Raw genomic sequence first — 18741 nt, 5'->3', positions numbered from 1 at the left:
TTTATTTAAATTTTATTTTCCTAGAAACTCAATGGCTTTCTCTACAAAAGCATTATGATACTGATAAAAAGAAGCATGTCCTGAATCCGGAAAAATTACCAGTTCCGCATGATCTAGATTCTGAGCCATATTTTTAGCATTCTGAACAGATACAGGAAGATCATTCTCACCATGCACAATCAGTACCGGATTTTTGATCTTATGTATTTCGGTAAGCGCAGCAGCATTAGGTTGAGCCCAGCTCAATACCGCTGTAAATTGCGAATTGGAAGCAACATCACTTAACGGAAGGTCTCTATCTGTTGTACGGAGCAGAACTCTTGCATAAGAAGCTTTTCCCTCCGCAACACTTTGGGCAGATTCTGTAAAGCCGAATTTCAGAAAGGAGGCCTCAGGGCTTAATCCTGCTGTTCCTGCAACAATAGTAGGAAGGTTAGACAATCCGATTGCCCCTTGAGGACCCGTTCCCGTTAATATTACTTTATTAATCAATGCTGGATTCGTTAGCACAATTCTTTGGGCAATAAAACCTCCCATGGAAAATCCCATGATATTAACTTTACTCAAATTCAGTGCTTTGATAAAATCGACTGCATCATCTGCCATTGCCTGAACAGTATTTGGGGTAGTTCCTTTTGAAGAGGCCACTCCTTTATTGTCGAAGATAATGACCTTATATTTTTCTGCCAATCCATCTGTCACCGCAGGATCCCAATCATCCATTGAGCCACCTAATCCTGGCAGCAATACCAATGGAATTCCATCTTCTTTTCCTAAAACACGGTATGCTATGGCATTTCCTTTAACAGTTATGAATTGGGTTTTGGCAGTTTGGTGGTTCCTGTTTTGTATCTCCTGCATCGTGGGAGGCTCGTTTTCTTCAGAGCAGGACATTGTCACTACTGTAAAAAGAGTTAAGCATAATAAGCTAACGGCTGAGATTTTTCTGATTGTTTTCATTGTTGTTTATTTTTGTATGATTATGGTGCAAACATAAAATACAAAAACAGGCGAAACACTCAAAAACATATGGAACAGGACATTTCGGCAGTTTAACTAGACAATTCAAAAACCGAAAAAGAGAGAGATTATGGTCTGCCTTAAAAATTTCAAGATAACCAAATCATTTCATTTTCATCATTATTTAGTTTTTTTCATCATTCTCTCTATCTCAGCCTTATCCAGATAGAAATTATCTGTCATCGAAATTCCATTTTCACTGATTGTAGCGCTCTTTGATACAAATTTCTTATCATTCCAATTAAGAATATAGGTTCTGGTATTGGTCATATAATTATTTGTTTTTTCAGTGCCATCCGATCTCATCGCAGTAATCCGGTTGAATTTGGCTTCATCCACTGCGATTGGTTCATTATTATATAAATATATCATTCTGTATTCCAAGATACAGCCATAATATTTCATTGCATATTCGTTGCAGTTCTGTTCTCTTAGCTTTATACTTTGGGGTCATAACTGGTTGATTTTTTCAATTTTTGTCTGGTCATCATTACCGAGATTATCAAACTTTATTTGTTCTATCAGTGACTGGCCCAGGCACACCTGAAAAACTACAGCAAAAAAAAGGATAAAAAAATTCTTCATAACGGAATTACTCAAAGTTAAAAGAGATGGGCTTAAGTTTAACCATAAAGTTAAAAATTAAACTTAAGGTGTACACTTACATCAATTATTTTTTAAAGTATAAAGAGCTTCCATTGCTTTTTCAGCATCTTTTTTCGATATAAAAATATGGTCATGGAAATAAGCTGCCACTACATTACAACTGATATTTTCTTTTTTCAATGCATTGGCAAAAGCTGCAGTGAGTCCTACAGCTTCCAGAGAAGAGTGAATATTCAGAGTGATCCAGGAAGAAATATAACTATACTCCAAAGACCATTTATCAGCAATAACCTTTTCTAAAACAATGGTAACCGCTTCAGTTTCCCGAAAGAAAAAAAGAATCTTTTCTATATCCGGTATTCCACCCAGGTTTTCAACGGTACAGAATACATATTCTCCATCATTTAATACCGGTTCCATATTCTGAATCAAAATGCTTAAATCTTTTTCTCCTGACATCTTTTTTTGTTGCAAAACTAAGATATAGATTGCAGCATCTGTTTATCAAATGATAAAAAACAAAAAAGGAGGCAGACTGCCTCCTTTTTGTTGTACTTGTAACCTATCAACTGAACCTCACTATATGTGTTTGTGTTTTTTTAAAAAAATTTGGTTTTAAGAAGCCCTGTTTAAGGGTTATTCATACACTTCTAATTTTTCATCAATTGTTTTTTTCCCATCATTTGCATTCTTATAACTATCGTTTATTATTTGAATAGCTATAATCATTATTTGTGTTTATATGAAATTTTTAAAATCGAAAACCATTATTTCTCATTGGCTTTTTCATTACTTAAATTTCACAGTACAAAGGAACGACATTGCGGAATAAAATCTTCTATAAAACCCATCGATACATCTCGATTCGAATATCGATATTTATCTATAAAAAATATTTTGATGATAAGAAGTGTAAAATCTTCTAAGAATTTCTATAGTTTATGGTGCGTTTTGACAAGCTCAATCAGCTCAACCATATTTTCTATCTTCAATTTTTCAAAGATATTTTTTTTGATTGTGCTTACTGTATTTTGTTTTATATTCAGGGCATTTGAAATTTCAAGGTTTCCGTATCCATCAGCATATAGCTCTGCTATTTCTAGTTCTCGCTTGGTTAACCCCATAAGAGGGCTTATCAGATTCGGATTGTGAACCAACTGCACCATAAGATTCCTCAAACGCTCAGAAAAATATTCACCTTTCTCTATAAAAGCTGTAATAGCTTCTCTTACCTCTTCTTCTTCACTCAGCTTGCTCAGATAGCCATTGGCACCTGCTTTCACAAATTTAAGTCCATGCAGCTCTTCTTCAAGTCCTGTAAAAACTAAAATTTTAATATCAGGATTAATCTTTTTCATATCAGGCAAAATATGCAGGCTGTTTCCGTCCGGGAAATGCGCATCAATGATCACCATCTCTATTCCTTTTGATTCTATCATCTCCAGTACCTGATTCAGGGATGAAGTCTGATAAACTTGAGCCTCAGGGACAATATCACTGATGACAATCTCCATTCCCTGGCGTACAATGCTGTGATCGTCTGCCAGAAGAAATATAATTTCTTTATTTTGAATTGGTGTTTCCATTATTGTTAATATTTAAATTAATCCTGAAAGTTACTTTAGTTCCTTTATGCAGTTTACTTTCAACTGATATATTGCCATCAAAAAGCTCTACAATTTCTTTTACCAGGTTAAGACCCAGCCCGGCTCCCAGGTTATCTACTTCATCAGATACCATGCCCTGATAATAAGGATCAAAAATTTTACCAAGATCAGATTCTGATATTCCTACTCCGGTATCTCCTACCGTTGTAATCAGGCAAATTTTATTTTCTGCCACCGGCTCAGTATTCATCACAAGATCAATCTGCCCATTCTCTGTAAACTTGTTGGCATTTCCGAGAATATTCATAAAAATCTGGTTGATTCTGATATTATCTGAAAATACTTCTACATTCTCAGGAATTCTATCCGCTACCACAAATCTGTTGTTTCTGGTTTCCAGATAAGGGGTAATAACTTTTACAATAGAACTGATCTCTTCCTTAAGATTGAAAGCCGATTTTATAAGTTCTTTTTCGGCGTTCTCATTTTTGGTGTATTCCAAAATCTGATTAGACTGCAGAAGCAGAGTACTGTTTGTAAATTTTATAGATTTAAGATAATCCTTTATCGTTTCATCCTTGGTTGTTCTGTGGATCTTATCTATAAAAATATTGATAATTTTCAGCGGAGACCTTAAGTCATGGCTCAGCATTCCAAGAATTCTGTTTTTGAAGTTAAGATTCTTTTTAATCTCTTTATTGGCTGCATTCAGTTTTTGCTCATACACAAATGCCATTCTTGTAAAATACATGATCAGGATGGATACAATAAACATCAGGATCATCAGTCCCAATACCAGATTCGTTCTGATCTGGTTATTATTGGAGCTTTGCTCGTTGTACTCTCTTTCAAGCTCTTTTTTAAAGTCTTTTATTGCATTTTCGTACACCTCTATCAGCCCATTACTGTACACCAATAGTTTACTGAAATTACTATAAAACTGTAAATTTTTCTTTTGGCTTTGAGCAGCAAGCTGCTGCATTTTCTTTACTTCAGCAGCATAATGTTTATCCATAGATTTTATGGTGTTGTCCATTTTAGACTTTACCTGAGAAATATCTATGGTTTTATTGTTGGTCATCGTAATCACCGTACTTTCCTTCTGAACATCCACTTTTCCCGTTACAGCATCTTTTAAACGCCCAAAAAAGCCTTTCTTTTTAACGGTATCAGCATAGGTACGTGTCTGAATATTGAAATCTTCAAAATCATTTTTATACTTTGCAGGTTCAAATGGTTTGTCCTCAATATTTGAAGGTGGGTTCAGGGAATTCTTGTATACAGAATCTATCAGTGTCTCCAGTTTTGCTGTCTTCTGTGAATCCTGGCGATGAGCTTCCAGACTTTTTTTCAGTCTTGGACTTGTATTTTCATATTCTCCAATCTTATCAAAATTGGTTTTGAGCTTTCTCAACGATTGAAAATAGAGCTGCAGATCATTATTATCCTGAGTAGCCATATATTTTTGCAGATGATCCTGTGCATCTAGAAAATCTTTCCGGGAATTGTCCGTCAATCCTCCCAGTGCACGGCTCTCCTCCAACTGATCTTTAATAAATTTCAGCTTTTTCCCGTTGACAAATTCGTTATAAAAAAATATGGCAATGATAACCTGTATCAATAAAATACAAAGGATCATTGAATAATGAACAACTTTTCTCAATTTAAAATTTAAGAATTTATTTTTCATATTTGTTTATCAGTTAAATTAATTCTTATACCCCACAAGTGAGTTTGATATTAATTCTCAACAATATACCATTATTTTCAGTAATTCTGCAATAGCTATATATCATTCATTTGGCAAAGTTAAAGTAATTTTTGTCTTCTTCTAATAATGAATATTTGATAAAACCCATAAAAATTAATTGTATTTTATATGAAAACGCTCTGTTAGCACTAAGTTTTATTCACGTAAACTCATTTTTTTAAATCAATTGCAAAAACTTGATGCTCAGTAAAATATTACTCATCTGTCTATTTTATTATAAATATTAAATGATACCCCGCAAAATGATGTCTGAATCACAAACAGCCATCTATTTTTTCCACTCCTTTTAAAGATTGAAACTCCCTGCTGTATATGGTTTTATTACCATTCCGTATTTCTACTCAATACAATAATTGGTTATTTACACTCTAAGAATATATACCCCCTTCTTTGTTACTTTGAAATGCTTTATTAATAGTGATAATATTCAATGGGAAACCAGAATATTCACATGTACCGGCAGATTCGTCTCTATACTTAACCTATCGTATAGCTAAGGCTCAGAGATTATTAAAGACCAGTAATGGTGGTACATTCCCTCATATAGTTGTCTTTACTTTTTCTGTGCCTCTTCAATACGATTATAAAAATAAAAAAATAACCTATGATTACAGAAAACTACGACGTAATTGTCATTGGCGGAGGAGCAATAGGTCTGGCCACAGCTTATCATCTCGGTCAGCGCCAGGCTAAAACTCTGGTGTTAGAGCAATACACCTTTGTGAATCAGCTGGGCAGTTCTGCAGGGGTATCACGTCAGTTCCGGATTCCCTATCCGGATGAATATATGGTACAAATGGCTTTGGATGCACAGCCTTATTGGGATGAACTGCAAAAAAAGACAAATACTCAATTGCTCGACAAAGTAGGAACATTATGGTTTGGAGATCCTGAAGTACACTCCACCGAAGGTAATATTGCGGAAGCTGAAAAATCTTTAAAGGCTTTAGGTGTTCCTTATACCACCTTAACATCAAAGGAAATTGAAGAACAATATCATTTCAAAAACCTTCCGGATAATTATACAGGCTTATTTCAGCCCGATGGTGCAAGCATTAATTTTAAAGCCACTATTGAAACCCTTTTAGGCCTTTGTCAGAAAGAAGAAACCGTTGAACTTAGAGAAGATTCTCCGGTATTGGAAATCAAACAAAAAGGTGAAATTTTTGAGCTCACCACTCCCAATGGAATTTATATCGCGAAAAAACTGGCTATTATTCCAGGGCCATATATCAACAGTGTCATCAACCTGCTTGATTTTAAAATAGAAGCCACATACTGGAATATGTCTTCTGCCTATTTTAAAAAGACCGATCCTACAATACAATATCCAACCTGGTTTGTATTCCAGAATGCAGCAGGAGATAACGGCAACCAATTTTATGGCTTTCCTTCCGTTGAATGGGATCATCCGCAATACATCCGTGTAGCACCGGATTTTGTCATCAAACCTTTAGATGAACCCAATGACCGGACTTTGATTCCCAATCCTCAGGAACTGGCTTATACTTCCCAATGGGTTCAGACTCATATGACCGGACTGAGCACCGAACCGGAATATACCTCAACATGTCTTATCGCACTGAGCACAATTCCCAATAAAGAACTACTGATTGATTTTGCGCCTTCTTATGTACCCAACCATAAAAACATTGTGGTCTATGCCACAGGATGGGCCGCCAAATTCACTCCTTTTTTAGGTAAAATCATGTCGGATCTTACATTAGACGGACACACTGATTTTGACATTACTCCTTTCCAATTAGGATATAAATATTTCTTAGCACTTTAAAATTATACAACCATGAATCAAGAAAACGTAAACAAAGATACCCCGCTGTATCCGGGAATGCAGCCCGACCTGAAAGTAGAAGTAGCCATCATTGGTGCCGGAACTTCCGGACTATACACTGCTTTCCGTCTGGTAACAGATAATAAATACAAAGGTCACGAAGTACAAATCTTCGATATGAGTGACAGATTGGGTGGAAGACTGGAATCCGTAATCATGCCCGGAATGAATTTCTGGGGTGAGCTCGGAGGAATGCGTTATCTGACTTCTCAGGAAATTGTAACCACTTTGATAGAAGGTTATCCGTTAAAAGAAAAAGACCTGAATAAAAGAACACCCGTATTAAAAGATAAGATGACTCCTGTTGAATTTCCTATGGGTGAACCGGAAAAACTCTATATGTACATCAGAAAAGAACGTTTTAAACAAAATGCATGGACAGAAGAGCAAAAACAGGACAATAAGCTGATTACCCGCTATTTTCTGAATGAAAATGATGAGGGATTCAGTTCTGATCAGTTATTTAATAAAATTATTTATAATGTATTAATGTCTGATCCGTGGGTAGCAGCAACCTATAAAGACAAGATCCTCGCAGGATCTGGCATTTATGATTTTACATTCAAACTGGACAGCAGAGATTGGGATGCTATAAAACCTAGAATGATTTACAATTTCCCCGGTTCTCCTTATGACAAACGTCTGGTAAATGATATCGGTTTCTGGAACCTGATCAAAGACCAGGTTTCTCAGGAAGGATATGAGTTCCTGGCGAATGCCGGAGGATATTATTCCAATACGATCAACTGGAATTCTGCCGAGGCATTTCCCTATATGGTAGGAGATTTTTCTGCCGATACTACTTATAAAACGATTGAGGAGGGATATGACAGCATTGCTTATGCAGTTGCTAACACCTATATGGAATATGACGGAGCGCGAATCTGGTCTGAAAATAAACTGATTACTTTCACTAAAGATCATCACTTAACAGCCACTCATAAATACGAGCTTACTTTCCTGAATATACAGAGCAACACGACGTGGAAAGTATACGCCAATTCAATAGTATTGGGCATGCCGAGAAAATCTCTTGAACTTCTGGATCAGAATAATTTCTTTTTCGATGCCAACAGGCATCAGGAACTGAATAAGAATATCCGTTCTATCATTATGGAACCGGCATTTAAAATCCTGATGGGCTTCGAACGCCCATGGTGGAGAGATCTTGGAATTGAGTCCGGCCATTCCATTACAGATTTGCCGATGAGACAATGTTATTACTTTGGTACCGATACTGAAACCAAAAATTCAATGTTATTGGGAAGCTACGGTGATATGGAAACTGAAACATTCTGGAAAGCGCTTTCCGATGACAAGGTTCTGTTTAAAGTAAGAGCTGCAAAATCCGCATCTCTGGAGGAATTACATAAATTCGATGACGTTCAGGCTACTCAGTTTATGGTGAATGAATTGATGAATCAGTTGAGAGAATTACACGGTGTAGATATCCCTGAGCCTTATGTAACTTATTTCAGAGACTGGACAGATGATCCTTATGGTGCCGGATATCACGCATGGAAAGCAGGTTTCTCCGTAAAAGATGTGATGCCTTATATGAGAAAACCATTGATGGATGAACAGATTCATATTATCGGAGAAGCTTATTCTGATCAGCAGGGATGGGTGGAAGGAGCTTTCTGTGAAGCTGAGAAAATGCTTCAGACCCATTTTAAATTAGACTGGCCATACTGGCTGGACACCAAGTATTATCTAGGATGGTAATCCTAAATACATAGTAAGATGATGTATAAATAAAGCTTCGGATTGTTCCGAAGCTTTATTGTTTTTAATTTTTATCTAAGAGATCCATTGTGTTATCAATTAATTTATTACATTTGCATAACTAGTTATATAATCAATTATACTTTATGGAATTATTTGAAAAAACAGGAAAAATTGCATTAGGCAGCAGACTGCGGTTTATGGCCTCAAATATTACGGATGAAGCTGCGAAAATTTATGAGCTGTATGATGTGGATTTTTCACCAAAATGGTTTCCGGTATTTTTTGTTCTTTCTGAAGAAGGTTCTAAAACCATTACCGAAATTGCTGAAGAAATAGGACATTCTCAGCCATCGGTGACAAAGATTATCAAAGAAATGATCTCAGCAGGCTTGGTAAAGGATAATCAAAAATCAGAAGATAAAAGGAGAAATATTGCGGGACTTACGGAAAAGGGAATAGAACTCTCTGCCAAAATAAAAATTCAGTGCACAGATATTGATCATGCCATAGATGAAATGATTAGTGAAGCGGCAAACAATCTTTGGGAAGCCCTAGCAGAATGGGAAAATCTGTTTGAGCAAAAATCTTTGCTCGCAAGAGTAAAAGAACAGAAAAAAATACGTGAAAGTAAAAATGTAAAAATAGTTGATTATCATCCAAAATACCAATCTGCATTCAAAGCATTCAATGAAGAGTGGATCTCGACTTATTTTGAAATGGAAGACGCCGATTATAAAGCATTGGATAATCCTGAAGAATATATTTTAAAGAAAGGCGGAAAAATCCTTGTCGCTCTATACAATGAAGAACCGCTTGGAGTCTGTGCTCTAATTAAAATGGATGATCCTGATTATGATTTTGAACTGGCAAAAATGGCTGTTTCTCCCAAAGCACAGGGAAAAAATATTGGCTGGCTGCTGGGAAGATCCATCATCAGCAAAGCCAAAGAATCCGGAGCATCAAAAATATACCTTGAAAGCAATACCATTCTGAAACCCGCCATCAGCCTGTATTACAAACTAGGCTTCCAGAAAGTAACCGGACGCTCAACCCCTTATCAGCGCTGTAATATTCAAATGGAATTAAATATAAAAGATTAAAATATGTACGATAAAAAAGTAGCCATCGTCATTAAAGATGATCTGCTGCCATGGCAGAAGCTTAATGTTGTTTCTTTTTTGGCCGGAAGCATCGCTATTGAGTTCCCGGAAACTCACGGTGAAAAATTTGTAACTGCAGACCAGGAAGAATTTCTCCCTTTCATAAAGCACCCTACGCTTATTTATAAAGCAGATAATACAGAAAAACTTCAAAGGGCATTTCGCCGCTCAAAAGACCGGGATCTCGCAATCGGGATCTATACCCACCAGCTTTTTGACACCCGGTCCGGTGAAGAGAATGTTCTTGAAATAGCAAAACATACTGCAGATAACCTGGACCTGGTTGGTATCATCGTGTACGGTGACAATAAAAAGGTAGATAAAGCTTTAGACGGATTAAAATTTCACGAATAAACACAGGCAACGTGGAAGATTTACCCCAAAATAACACCTGATTATTAAATGCTGGTAACTACAAATGCACAAATTTTTTATTTGTGCATTCTTTAATATAAAAACTAATATCTATCCTTCTAAGCGCTGTCAAAATATGAGCTGTTATATACTAATTCCATATCGCAATCATTAGTATTTTCTATTTTTCTAATGGAATCCTGAAACTATATTTTCCTAACTTTTCAGTTTGAAACAAAATAAAAAATGCATCGGATAATTCATTGTGTTATCTGAAATATTTAAATGGAAAACAACAAGCAAAACAGATTCATCATCTTATGACAGATAAAAATTTTAATCCTCAGAAAGGTTACACATTCAGTAAACATGTACCAGAGGAATTATCACATTTTGAACGGGTCTTTGATGTCTTCAAAGATTTGCTTACCCACACCTCCGGAGATATTGAAGAAGCCTTCGAGTGGCTGGATATGCTTGATAAAGAATATGATATTTTCAATGATGAATATACCTTACAGGATTTTGAAGAAGACTTGAAAAAAAGAGGTTATATCAAAGAAGAAGATCCTGAAGAAGGCAATACAGGAGGTGGAAAAGGCAAAAATATATTAACTCCCAAATTGGAGGCCGCTCTTCGTGAGTATGCCCTGGATCAGATTTTTGGAAAGCTGAAAAAAAACGGAGCAGGAAATCACCGTACCAATAAAACAGGAATCGGAGATGAACGCGATGGTGAAAACCGCTCCTTTCAATATGGAGATGATCTTGCGGCCGTAAACATGACGGAAAGCCTGAAAAATGCACAGATCAACAACGGAATTTCAGACTTGCGCCTGACCGAGGAAGACCTTATTGTAGAGGAAACCAAACATAAGGCACAGATGAGCACTGTCCTGATGATCGACATCAGCCACTCTATGATTCTATATGGTGAAGACCGCATTACCCCAGCCAAAAAAGTGGCTATGGCACTCGTGGAAATGATTAAACGGAAATATCCTAAAGATTCAATAGATATTATTGTTTTTGGAAACGAAGCATGGCCTATCAAAATCAAGGATCTTCCCTATTTAAAAGTTGGGCCTTATCACACCAATACAGTGGCAGGGCTCGAGCTTGCCATGGATATTCTCCGCAGAAAAAGAAATACCAACAAACAGATTTTCATGATCACCGATGGAAAACCGAGCTGTATTCAGCTGCCCAGCGGTGAGTTTTACATGAACAGTTTTGGTTTGGATGAAAAAATTGTTAACCAATGCCTCAACAGAGCTGCACAGGCCAGAAAACTGAAAATTCCAATTACTACTTTTATGATTGCACAGGACCCTTATCTCCGCCAGTTTGTAGAAGAATTTACAGCTCAGAACAAAGGAAAAGCTTTCCTAACAGGACTTTCAGGTTTAGGACAAATGATTTTTGAAGATTACGAAAAAAACAGAATAAGAAGAATATAAAATTCAGGTTTCAACCTTTAAAGCATTAAAAAAATCTTATCAGATAATTAGTATTACAAGAAAATGAAAAACGATATTACATTCAAAGAATTAAAAGACTCCGGTTATACCCATAAAACGATTAATGAGGAAATTCAGGCTAATTTAATTGCCCGAATTAAAGCTAAAGAACCCGTATTCGAAGGGCTTTGGGGTTATGAAGACACGGTTGTTCCGCAATTGAAAAAAGCGATTCTTGCCGGACACCACATCAATCTGCTGGGCTTGCGCGGACAGGCAAAAACAAGAATTGCAAGAAGTATGGTTAATCTGCTTGATGAATATATGCCTATCGTAAAAGGCTCTGAGATCAATGACAGCCCATTTGAACCCATTTCAAAATTTGCCAAAGATCTTATTGCTGAATTAGGTGATGAAACACCTATTTCATGGGTACACCGTTCTCACCGTTTCTATGAAAAGTTAGCAACTCCGGATGTGAATGTGGCTGACTTAATTGGAGATATAGACCCCATCAAAGCAGCTACCCTAAAATTGCCTTATTCCGACGAGCGTGTTTTACATTACGGAATGATTCCGCGTGCCAACCGTTCTATTTTTGTTTTAAATGAATTACCGGATCTACAGGCAAGAATTCAGGTTTCCCTGTTTAATATTTTACAGGAAGGAGACATTCAGATCCGCGGATTCCAGCTGAGAATGCCTCTTGATATTCAGTTCGTTTTCACAGCGAATCCTGAGGATTATACCAACAGAGGAAGTATTGTAACGCCGCTTAAGGATAGAATCGGGTCGCAGATTTTCACCCATTATCCAAAAACAATTGCGCTTGCAAGACAGATTACAGAACAGGAAGCACAGATTTCCGCCGAAGATAAAACACAGATACAGATTCCTGATCTGGCGAAAAATCTTTTGGAAGAAGTTGCTTTTGCAGCCCGTATCAGTGAGTATGTGGATGCGAAAAGCGGTGTCAGCGCCCGCCTTACTATCAGTGCTATGGAAAACTTAGTGGCAGCAGCTAAATTACGTTTGATTGAGTCCGATACTGAGAAAACAACCATCCGCCTGCTTGATTTCATGTCGATCATTCCATCGATCACAGGAAAAATTGAACTGGTATATGAAGGAGAACAGGAAGGTGCAGATTATGTAGCTAAAATCTTAATTGACAAAGCAGTAATGGCGCAATTTGAAAGTATATTCCCGCGTATTTCCAAACTGGAAAAAGAAGGAATCAAAACCCCTTATACCGACCTCATCAGATGGTTTAACAAAAATCATCTGGAGCTTAATTACAATGATACGGATGAAGAATTCTACGCTAAACTTGATAAGATAGCTCCTCTGACAACCATAGTGGAAGAAAATGCTTCTGATTTAAGTCCGGAAGACCAGAATTTCTGCAAAGAACTTATTCTATGGGCTTTAACCATCAGTAATAAAATTGATAAATCTGAGAATCAGAATGCCTTTACTTTTGACTCACCTGGTATTGGGCAATTCTTACGTAACTAAAATCACTGTGATAATATAAAGACAAAACCTTCAGATCAGCTGAAGGTTTTTATGTTTTTAAGAAATAAGATCAGTTTTACACCATATTGCCGCTTTTAAGTACGGCTGCACCAAAAGGATTATCTACAAGCCATAGCCATTCTCCCTCTTCATTTCTTTTCATAATACAGGAAGTATGACCTGTCATGTGTATAGAATGTCCGTCAGGAGCAATTCCTGTCATTTCCCACTGATCAATCCACATCGCAAGATCATTCACAACAGTGATATATGGAGTTTCGCCTTGTATATCCAGTTTTAGTCTGCAAATCTCACTCATTGCAAGTCCTATCTGATCAAGTCCTCTCAGCTCTCTCCCATCTCTGTCTATGTAGACTGCTTCAGGGTGAAAGCAACTTAATGCTCCTTTGGTATCTCCGTTTTTTATACAATTACGGAAATAGGCTACGGCACCCACTTCTGTTTTTCTGTTAAAATCATTCATTATTTCAGATTTCGGGATTCTATTTCCCTTTTCAATGCTCTCTTGTCTTTATTCCAGCTATTGGCGACAAAAAAAGCAAAAATTATAGGTAAAAAAGTCATTAAACCCAGGCCTTTACTTATCGTACTATAAATAGCAATACCAGCCAATACTCCCAGAATTATTGCATTGACAATATTTCGGGCTTCAATTGTTCTTTTCTTCTCTAAGAGCTCCTGATCGGTTAATTCTGACAATTCTTTTTCCATGGTTTAGTATAAGTTTCTGGTTGTTTTTGTTTTTAAGAGGGTAAAATATATTATTTCGAAATTCATTTTTCCTGAAAGCTAAAATACAATATTGCTGAGACATTTTTTTATTTCTTTTATTTGTAATTTATTTACATCGCTTATTTCGGAAAAATTTCAAAGCTTATGGAAGACAACCTGAATTGCATTTACAGAGTTATCAATTTCATGGAAAAGAATTACGATCAGCCTGTTTCTGTAAAGGAACTGGAAGATATTTCCCATTATTCTTACCGGAATATCCAGCGTATTTTTAAGTACAGCTGCGGAGAAACAATCGGAGCTTTTCAACAAAGATTAAAGGTAGAAAATGCTTATAAACGAATTCTTTACACCCAGGAAAACCTTACCTCCATTGCCATTGAAGTAGGTTTCGCCAATATCGCTTCTTTTTCCAAAGCTTTCAAACAACATTTTGGGATTTCCCCAAAAGCAGCAAGATTAAGTAAAGAAAAACTTCTGTGTGAAGATGAGATAATTCCTGTAACTTCTGACGAACTGCTGGAGCCGGAAATTATATATATTCAACCACTACAGGTGTACTACCAAAGCATTAAAACCTATTATAACAATGAAGAAATTGAAGTACTCTGGGAAAAATTCATGGAAAATGAGTTTCCTGATTCCGTAACAGAATATTTTGGGGTAATAGCAGACGAACCTTTAATTAAAACTGAAATCAACTGTAGGTATGATTCATGTGCTTCCATTCAATCTGCCAACAAAAAACTGCCTTCAAAAACAATTTTTGGAGGAAAATATGCCCGTTTTACGCATGCAGGAAGCTATGAAACAATAGACGAAACCTATACTAAAATTTATTCACGCTGGATTTTTAATTCAGGGCTTGAATTTTCGCACACTCCTATCATAGAAAAGTATGAAAGACATGCTAAACATGAAGATGATCAGCACAAACAGCTGACTTATATTTTATTGCCCTTGAAGTAAATTGTCAATTTGGGACAACTTTAAAAATTTTTGCAGATCTAATTTTGCATTATTAAAAAATAGATCAATTATGCAAAAAAAGAAAATTTTATTTACGCTACTCCCTGCTCTTTTACTTTCGTGTTCACAGACAGATACACCGGAACTTCCAGGTACTACAACCCCTGTTACTCCTGTTTACAAAATGCCGGAAGAATCTGCAACACACGAAGGAACCTGGCTTCAGTGGCCACACCAGTATCAATATGGAACAACCTACCGAAACCGTCTGGATGCAACCTGGGTAGCAATGACCAAAGAGCTGGTACAAAGTGAAAAAGTTCACATCATTGCCTATGACAGTGTAGAAAAGAACCGTATTACAGGACTATTAAACAGTGCCGGAGTTCCGCTTACCAACATTAATTTCAAACTTTATCAGACCGATGATTTCTGGGTAAGAGATAACGGGCCGATCTATGTGAAAGACCAAAATGGCCAGTTATTTATTCAGGATTGGGGATTTAACGGTTGGGGAAACAAAGCCGAATATAGCAAATGTAATGTGATTCCATCCAAAATAGCGGCAGAAACCAATATTCCAAAAATCAATCTCAATTCAGTGATGATCAATGAAGGCGGTAGTGTGGAAATTGATGGAAACGGAGTGTTAATGGCCTGTAAAAGTTCCATTCTTAATAATAACAGAAACCCGGGAATGACTCAGCAAGAGGCAGAAGCGATATTTACTAAAAATTTAGGAGTAACGAAATTTATCTGGCTGAATGGAAAAGCAGGTCTCGATATCACAGACATGCACATTGACGGGTTTGCCCGATTTGCCAATTCATCTACCATTATCACAATGAATCCGGATGACCTTAATTACTGGCAGGTTCCTAATGATGATATTGATAAACTGTATGATGCAACCACCAAAAGCGGAGCTGCCTATGAGTTTGTAAAAGTTCCTTTAACCAGAAATGACGTGATCACCACTTACGGAAAAAATGTAGGCCGTGCTTCTTACATCAATTATTATATTGCGAATAACCGTGTATTGGTTCCTAATTATAATGACCCGAATGATGCGGTAGCCAATAATATCATCCAACAGCTCTACCCTGGCAAACAGGTGGTTGGAATAGACTGCCGTAATTTATTTGCCAATGGCGGAATGGTACACTGTGTAACTCAGCAACAACCTCAATAAATAATCTTAAAAATAAAGCCTGCTCATTTTTTAGCAGGCTTTAATGATAGAGAATGCCAGTCGCCAAAAATAGCGTAAATTTGCTCTGCCCATCTTTGTAAGAGATGGTTTTCTATTGTAAGTATTATGAAAAAAACAGCACTTTCTTTATTCGTTCTTTTGAATATTGTTTGTAAGGCACAAAATTTTGATGTAATTCCCCTGGGGATATATGGTGGTGAGCAGGAAGACAATTTATCAGCTTATCTGGTAGGCGCTCCTAAAGACAATGCATTTCTTTGTCTTGATGCCGGTACTGTAAATGCAGGAATCCGAAAAGGGATTGAATTGAAAAGTCTTGAAGGATCAGCAGAATCAGTTCTTAAAGATCAGATAAAAGGATATTTTGTATCACATGGCCACCTGGATCATTTATCAGGACTTATCATTAATTCTCCGGCAGATTCCAAGAAAGATATTTTTGCTATTGCACCTGTAATTCAGATTTTGCAGAATCATTACTTTATCACAGATACCTGGATCAATTTTGCTGATCAGGGACAAAAACCTATTCTTGGAAAATACCATTATAATGAGCTTCAGGAAGGAAGTGAAATTCCTGCACCTAAAACTCCGTTTTTTATTACTGGTTATGAACTGAGTCATGTAAATCCTTATAAAAGCAGTGCTGCACTGGTAAGAAAAGACAATCATTATCTGCTGTACCTGGGAGACACTGGAGCAGACCGCATCGAAAAGTCTGACCGTCTGGATCATCTTTGGAACACGATAGCTCCGCTTGTTAAAAAAAGACAGTTAAACACGATATTAATTGAAGTTTCTTTTCCTAACAGCCAGCCTGAACATTTGCTGTTCGGACATCTTACTCCTAACCTGCTGATTGAAGAATTAAGTAAATTAAAAGAGAAAACCGGACAAAACAGCCTTGAGGGACTCAACATCGTAGTTACTCATAGAAAACCGACTGGTGATAATCCCGAACTTATCAAAAAAGAGCTATTGAAAAATAATCCTCTGAAAGTAAATTACATCTTCCCTGAACAAGGCAAAAAGATTAGTTTACCATAACAAAACATTAAAAGATGAAGCAAAAACAAGCTTCATCTTTTTTATTTTGGATATTCTCATCTACAATAGAAAATTTTAAAACAATGAAATACAACAACTTAAATCCAATTTATTAAAATTAGTAGATTTTTTCATTGTTTAATTAATTTATCATCGTAATATTGCAATATAAAATTAAAACAATGGGAGTTACTAAAACAGAAATTTATACTGAAGAACAAAATAAGCTTGCTTCTCTTCTTAAAGTTTTGGCGCATCCCGCAAGAATAGCCATTTTACAGTACATTATTAATCAAAAAGCATGTATCTGTAACGATCTTGTTGAGGAACTTGGACTGGCTCAGGCTACCATTTCTCAACACTTAAAAGAGTTGAAGAATATCGGAATCATCAAGGGTTCTATTGAAGGAAAATCTGTATGTTACTGTATTAATGAAAGTACCTGGAAGCAATTTCAAAACGAATTCAACCTGTTTTTTAATCAGGATGTAACTATAAAACAATGCTGCTAAGGCATTTTTTTTGAATAAACACATCGTAATATTGCAATATAACACTGAATAAATTTTAATCTATTATGAGACTATCAAAAATTAAAGAAATTCTACCTACACTGGAAAATGTAGAATTTCAATTAGAAAACGGAAGCTTTGTCCCAGAACATTTCCATGTAACGGAAATAGGACAAATTGTAAAAAACTTCATCGATTGCGGAGGGGTAATCCGAAATGAGAAAGTGATCAACTTCCAGCTTTGGGATGCCGATGATTATCAACACCGTCTGAAACCGGGAAAACTGCTTCACATCATTCAACTTTCTCAAGAACAACTGGGAATAGAAGATTCAGAAATTGAAGTAGAATATCAGGGTGAAACTATTGGCAAATATGATCTGGAATTTAACGGGAAAAACTTCATTCTGAAAAACAAAACAACCGCCTGTCTTGCTCAGGAAGCCTGCGGAATTCCTTCTGAAAAACAAAAGAAAAATCTGTCTGAATTACCTGTAACCCCAACGTCAGCGTGCAATCCGGAATCAGGCTGCTGCTAATTAATCCTAATAAAAATTATGTATCAAGAATTATTAAACACAATTAAGTCTTTACAATGGAAGGCAATAGATACCGATAGAAAAGAGGTTCTGGAACCTTTGATCAGCTTTATCCAACAAAAAGTTAACGATAGCAAAGAAATCAATCTGAATTTTATCTGCACCCACAATTCCCGCCGAAGTCATTTGGCTCAGGTTTGGGCACAGGCAGCTGCTTCTTTCTTTACTATTCCGAAAGTTCACTGCTATTCCGGAGGTACGGAAACAACGGCATTATTCCCAAAAATAGCGGAGACTTTAGCTATGCATGGCTTTACAGTTTTCAGTATTGCGGATACAGAAAATCCGGTCTATGCTATCAAATATGACGACAACAGCCATCCAGTTATTGGCTTTTCAAAAAAATATGACAGTCCGTTCAATCCAGTATCAGAATTTGCAGCGATCATGACATGCTCACAGGCAGATGGTGGATGTCCGTTCATTCCAGGAGCAGAGAAAAGGATTTCTATTACGTTTGAGGATCCTAAAGTTTCAGATAATACTCCGGAACAGGCATCAGTATATGCTGAAAGAAGCTTGCAAATTGCAGAAGAAATGTTCTATGTCTTTTCAAAAATCACAAAATAATT

At 36.5% G+C, this 18741-nt stretch carries 19 protein-coding genes; 12 read left to right on the top strand and 7 right to left on the bottom strand.

Translation table 11 applies throughout. From position 1 onward, the window contains the following. Positions 1 to 12: 12 nt before the first annotated feature. From LKL37_RS03250 to LKL37_RS03230, 5 genes are all read right to left on the bottom strand, one after another. Positions 13 to 960, bottom strand: a complete 948-nt coding sequence (locus LKL37_RS03250; protein WP_431609165.1) for an alpha/beta fold hydrolase — start codon at positions 958 to 960, stop codon at positions 13 to 15. Between the two features lie 180 nt (positions 961 to 1140). Further along, entirely contained in the window at positions 1141 to 1392 is a 252-nt protein-coding gene (locus LKL37_RS03245; RefSeq protein WP_431609164.1) for a hypothetical protein, read from the bottom strand. Between the two features lie 294 nt (positions 1393 to 1686). Then, positions 1687 to 2085: an ACT domain-containing protein gene (locus tag LKL37_RS03240; protein WP_431609163.1), complete on the bottom strand. Its 399-nt coding sequence runs from the start codon at positions 2083 to 2085 to the stop codon at positions 1687 to 1689. 473 nt (positions 2086 to 2558) lie between these two features. Continuing rightward, positions 2559 to 3212 (bottom strand): response regulator, encoded by a 654-nt coding sequence (locus LKL37_RS03235; protein WP_431609162.1) that lies wholly within the window; start codon positions 3210 to 3212, stop codon positions 2559 to 2561. Then, complete coding sequence (locus LKL37_RS03230; protein ID WP_431609161.1) at positions 3190 to 4923, bottom strand: sensor histidine kinase; 1734 nt, start codon at positions 4921 to 4923, stop codon at positions 3190 to 3192. The genes LKL37_RS03235 and LKL37_RS03230 overlap by 23 nt, the downstream gene beginning before the upstream one ends. Positions 4924 to 5608: 685 nt before the next feature. Here LKL37_RS03230 and LKL37_RS03225 point away from each other — a divergent pair. From LKL37_RS03225 to LKL37_RS03200, 6 genes are all read left to right on the top strand, one after another. Next, the gene (locus LKL37_RS03225) at positions 5609 to 6796 is read left to right on the top strand and encodes an FAD-dependent oxidoreductase (RefSeq protein WP_431609160.1); all 1188 of its coding nucleotides are present in this window, start codon (positions 5609 to 5611) and stop codon (positions 6794 to 6796) included. Positions 6797 to 6808: 12 nt separating this feature from the next. Further along, a complete protein-coding gene (locus LKL37_RS03220; protein ID WP_431609159.1) occupies positions 6809 to 8581 on the top strand; it encodes a flavin monoamine oxidase family protein in 1773 nt (590 codons plus the stop codon). A gap of 146 nt (positions 8582 to 8727) precedes the next feature. Continuing rightward, the gene (locus LKL37_RS03215; RefSeq protein ID WP_431609158.1) at positions 8728 to 9684 is read left to right on the top strand and encodes a bifunctional helix-turn-helix transcriptional regulator/GNAT family N-acetyltransferase; all 957 of its coding nucleotides are present in this window, start codon (positions 8728 to 8730) and stop codon (positions 9682 to 9684) included. Positions 9685 to 9687: 3 nt separating this feature from the next. After that, positions 9688 to 10098, top strand: coding sequence for a DUF2000 family protein (locus tag LKL37_RS03210; protein WP_431609157.1), 411 nt, complete (start codon positions 9688 to 9690; stop codon positions 10096 to 10098). 320 nt (positions 10099 to 10418) lie between these two features. Further along, the gene (locus LKL37_RS03205; RefSeq protein ID WP_431609156.1) at positions 10419 to 11558 is read left to right on the top strand and encodes a vWA domain-containing protein; all 1140 of its coding nucleotides are present in this window, start codon (positions 10419 to 10421) and stop codon (positions 11556 to 11558) included. 63 nt (positions 11559 to 11621) lie between these two features. Beyond that, positions 11622 to 13076, top strand: coding sequence for a sigma 54-interacting transcriptional regulator (locus LKL37_RS03200; protein ID WP_431609155.1), 1455 nt, complete (start codon positions 11622 to 11624; stop codon positions 13074 to 13076). A gap of 76 nt (positions 13077 to 13152) precedes the next feature. Here LKL37_RS03200 and LKL37_RS03195 read toward each other — a convergent pair whose 3' ends face one another. Further along, positions 13153 to 13560, bottom strand: coding sequence for a YybH family protein (locus LKL37_RS03195; protein ID WP_431609154.1), 408 nt, complete (start codon positions 13558 to 13560; stop codon positions 13153 to 13155). After that, the gene (locus tag LKL37_RS03190; RefSeq protein WP_431609153.1) at positions 13560 to 13808 is read right to left on the bottom strand and encodes a hypothetical protein; all 249 of its coding nucleotides are present in this window, start codon (positions 13806 to 13808) and stop codon (positions 13560 to 13562) included. Before LKL37_RS03190 ends, LKL37_RS03195 begins: the two co-directional genes overlap by 1 nt. A gap of 165 nt (positions 13809 to 13973) precedes the next feature. On the opposite strand from LKL37_RS03190, the gene LKL37_RS03185 reads away from it, so the two are divergent. The 6 genes from LKL37_RS03185 to LKL37_RS03160 all read left to right on the top strand — a co-directional run bounded on the left by LKL37_RS03185 (position 13974) and on the right by LKL37_RS03160 (position 18739). Beyond that, on the top strand, positions 13974 to 14798 hold the full coding sequence (locus LKL37_RS03185; protein WP_431609152.1) for an AraC family transcriptional regulator: 825 nt from the start codon (positions 13974 to 13976) through the stop codon (positions 14796 to 14798). Between the two features lie 70 nt (positions 14799 to 14868). Continuing rightward, on the top strand, positions 14869 to 15990 hold the full coding sequence (locus LKL37_RS03180; protein WP_431609151.1) for an agmatine deiminase family protein: 1122 nt from the start codon (positions 14869 to 14871) through the stop codon (positions 15988 to 15990). Between the two features lie 126 nt (positions 15991 to 16116). Next, positions 16117 to 17058, top strand: a complete 942-nt coding sequence (locus LKL37_RS03175) for a 3',5'-cyclic-nucleotide phosphodiesterase (protein WP_431609150.1) — start codon at positions 16117 to 16119, stop codon at positions 17056 to 17058. A 182-nt stretch (positions 17059 to 17240) separates the two neighbouring features. Next, complete coding sequence (locus tag LKL37_RS03170) at positions 17241 to 17570, top strand: ArsR/SmtB family transcription factor (RefSeq protein ID WP_431609149.1); 330 nt, start codon at positions 17241 to 17243, stop codon at positions 17568 to 17570. A 65-nt stretch (positions 17571 to 17635) separates the two neighbouring features. Beyond that, positions 17636 to 18109: a DUF6428 family protein gene (locus tag LKL37_RS03165; protein ID WP_431609148.1), complete on the top strand. Its 474-nt coding sequence runs from the start codon at positions 17636 to 17638 to the stop codon at positions 18107 to 18109. A gap of 18 nt (positions 18110 to 18127) precedes the next feature. Then, positions 18128 to 18739: a low molecular weight phosphatase family protein gene (locus LKL37_RS03160; RefSeq protein ID WP_431609147.1), complete on the top strand. Its 612-nt coding sequence runs from the start codon at positions 18128 to 18130 to the stop codon at positions 18737 to 18739. The last annotated feature ends 2 nt before the right edge of the window (positions 18740 to 18741 follow it).

This window comes from Chryseobacterium sp. 'Rf worker isolate 10', from assembly GCF_050753305.1.
Taxonomy (GTDB): domain Bacteria; phylum Bacteroidota; class Bacteroidia; order Flavobacteriales; family Weeksellaceae; genus Chryseobacterium.
The sequence above is the reverse complement of the archived record's forward strand: the minus strand, read 5'-3'. Positions and strand labels throughout refer to the sequence as shown.

Excerpts from the sequence above, each read along its gene's own strand:
- LKL37_RS03160 (WP_431609147.1), top strand. The coding sequence starts at position 18,128 with ATGTATCAAGAATTATTAAACACAATTAAGTCTTTACAATGGAAGGCA.
- LKL37_RS03185 (WP_431609152.1), top strand. The coding sequence starts at position 13,974 with ATGGAAGACAACCTGAATTGCATTTACAGAGTTATCAATTTCATGGAA.
- LKL37_RS03165 (WP_431609148.1), top strand. The coding sequence starts at position 17,636 with ATGAGACTATCAAAAATTAAAGAAATTCTACCTACACTGGAAAATGTA.
- LKL37_RS03200 (WP_431609155.1), top strand. The coding sequence starts at position 11,622 with ATGAAAAACGATATTACATTCAAAGAATTAAAAGACTCCGGTTATACC.
- LKL37_RS03210 (WP_431609157.1), top strand. The coding sequence starts at position 9,688 with ATGTACGATAAAAAAGTAGCCATCGTCATTAAAGATGATCTGCTGCCA.
- LKL37_RS03230 (WP_431609161.1), bottom strand. The coding sequence starts at position 4,923 with ATGAAAAATAAATTCTTAAATTTTAAATTGAGAAAAGTTGTTCATTAT.
- LKL37_RS03190 (WP_431609153.1), bottom strand. The coding sequence starts at position 13,808 with ATGGAAAAAGAATTGTCAGAATTAACCGATCAGGAGCTCTTAGAGAAG.
- LKL37_RS03220 (WP_431609159.1), top strand. The coding sequence starts at position 6,809 with ATGAATCAAGAAAACGTAAACAAAGATACCCCGCTGTATCCGGGAATG.
- LKL37_RS03195 (WP_431609154.1), bottom strand. The coding sequence starts at position 13,560 with ATGAATGATTTTAACAGAAAAACAGAAGTGGGTGCCGTAGCCTATTTC.
- LKL37_RS03175 (WP_431609150.1), top strand. The coding sequence starts at position 16,117 with ATGAAAAAAACAGCACTTTCTTTATTCGTTCTTTTGAATATTGTTTGT.
- LKL37_RS03235 (WP_431609162.1), bottom strand. The coding sequence starts at position 3,212 with ATGGAAACACCAATTCAAAATAAAGAAATTATATTTCTTCTGGCAGAC.
- LKL37_RS03170 (WP_431609149.1), top strand. The coding sequence starts at position 17,241 with ATGGGAGTTACTAAAACAGAAATTTATACTGAAGAACAAAATAAGCTT.
- LKL37_RS03215 (WP_431609158.1), top strand. The coding sequence starts at position 8,728 with ATGGAATTATTTGAAAAAACAGGAAAAATTGCATTAGGCAGCAGACTG.
- LKL37_RS03245 (WP_431609164.1), bottom strand. The coding sequence starts at position 1,392 with ATGATATATTTATATAATAATGAACCAATCGCAGTGGATGAAGCCAAA.
- LKL37_RS03240 (WP_431609163.1), bottom strand. The coding sequence starts at position 2,085 with ATGTCAGGAGAAAAAGATTTAAGCATTTTGATTCAGAATATGGAACCG.
- LKL37_RS03225 (WP_431609160.1), top strand. The coding sequence starts at position 5,609 with ATGATTACAGAAAACTACGACGTAATTGTCATTGGCGGAGGAGCAATA.
- LKL37_RS03250 (WP_431609165.1), bottom strand. The coding sequence starts at position 960 with ATGAAAACAATCAGAAAAATCTCAGCCGTTAGCTTATTATGCTTAACT.
- LKL37_RS03205 (WP_431609156.1), top strand. The coding sequence starts at position 10,419 with ATGACAGATAAAAATTTTAATCCTCAGAAAGGTTACACATTCAGTAAA.
- LKL37_RS03180 (WP_431609151.1), top strand. The coding sequence starts at position 14,869 with ATGCAAAAAAAGAAAATTTTATTTACGCTACTCCCTGCTCTTTTACTT.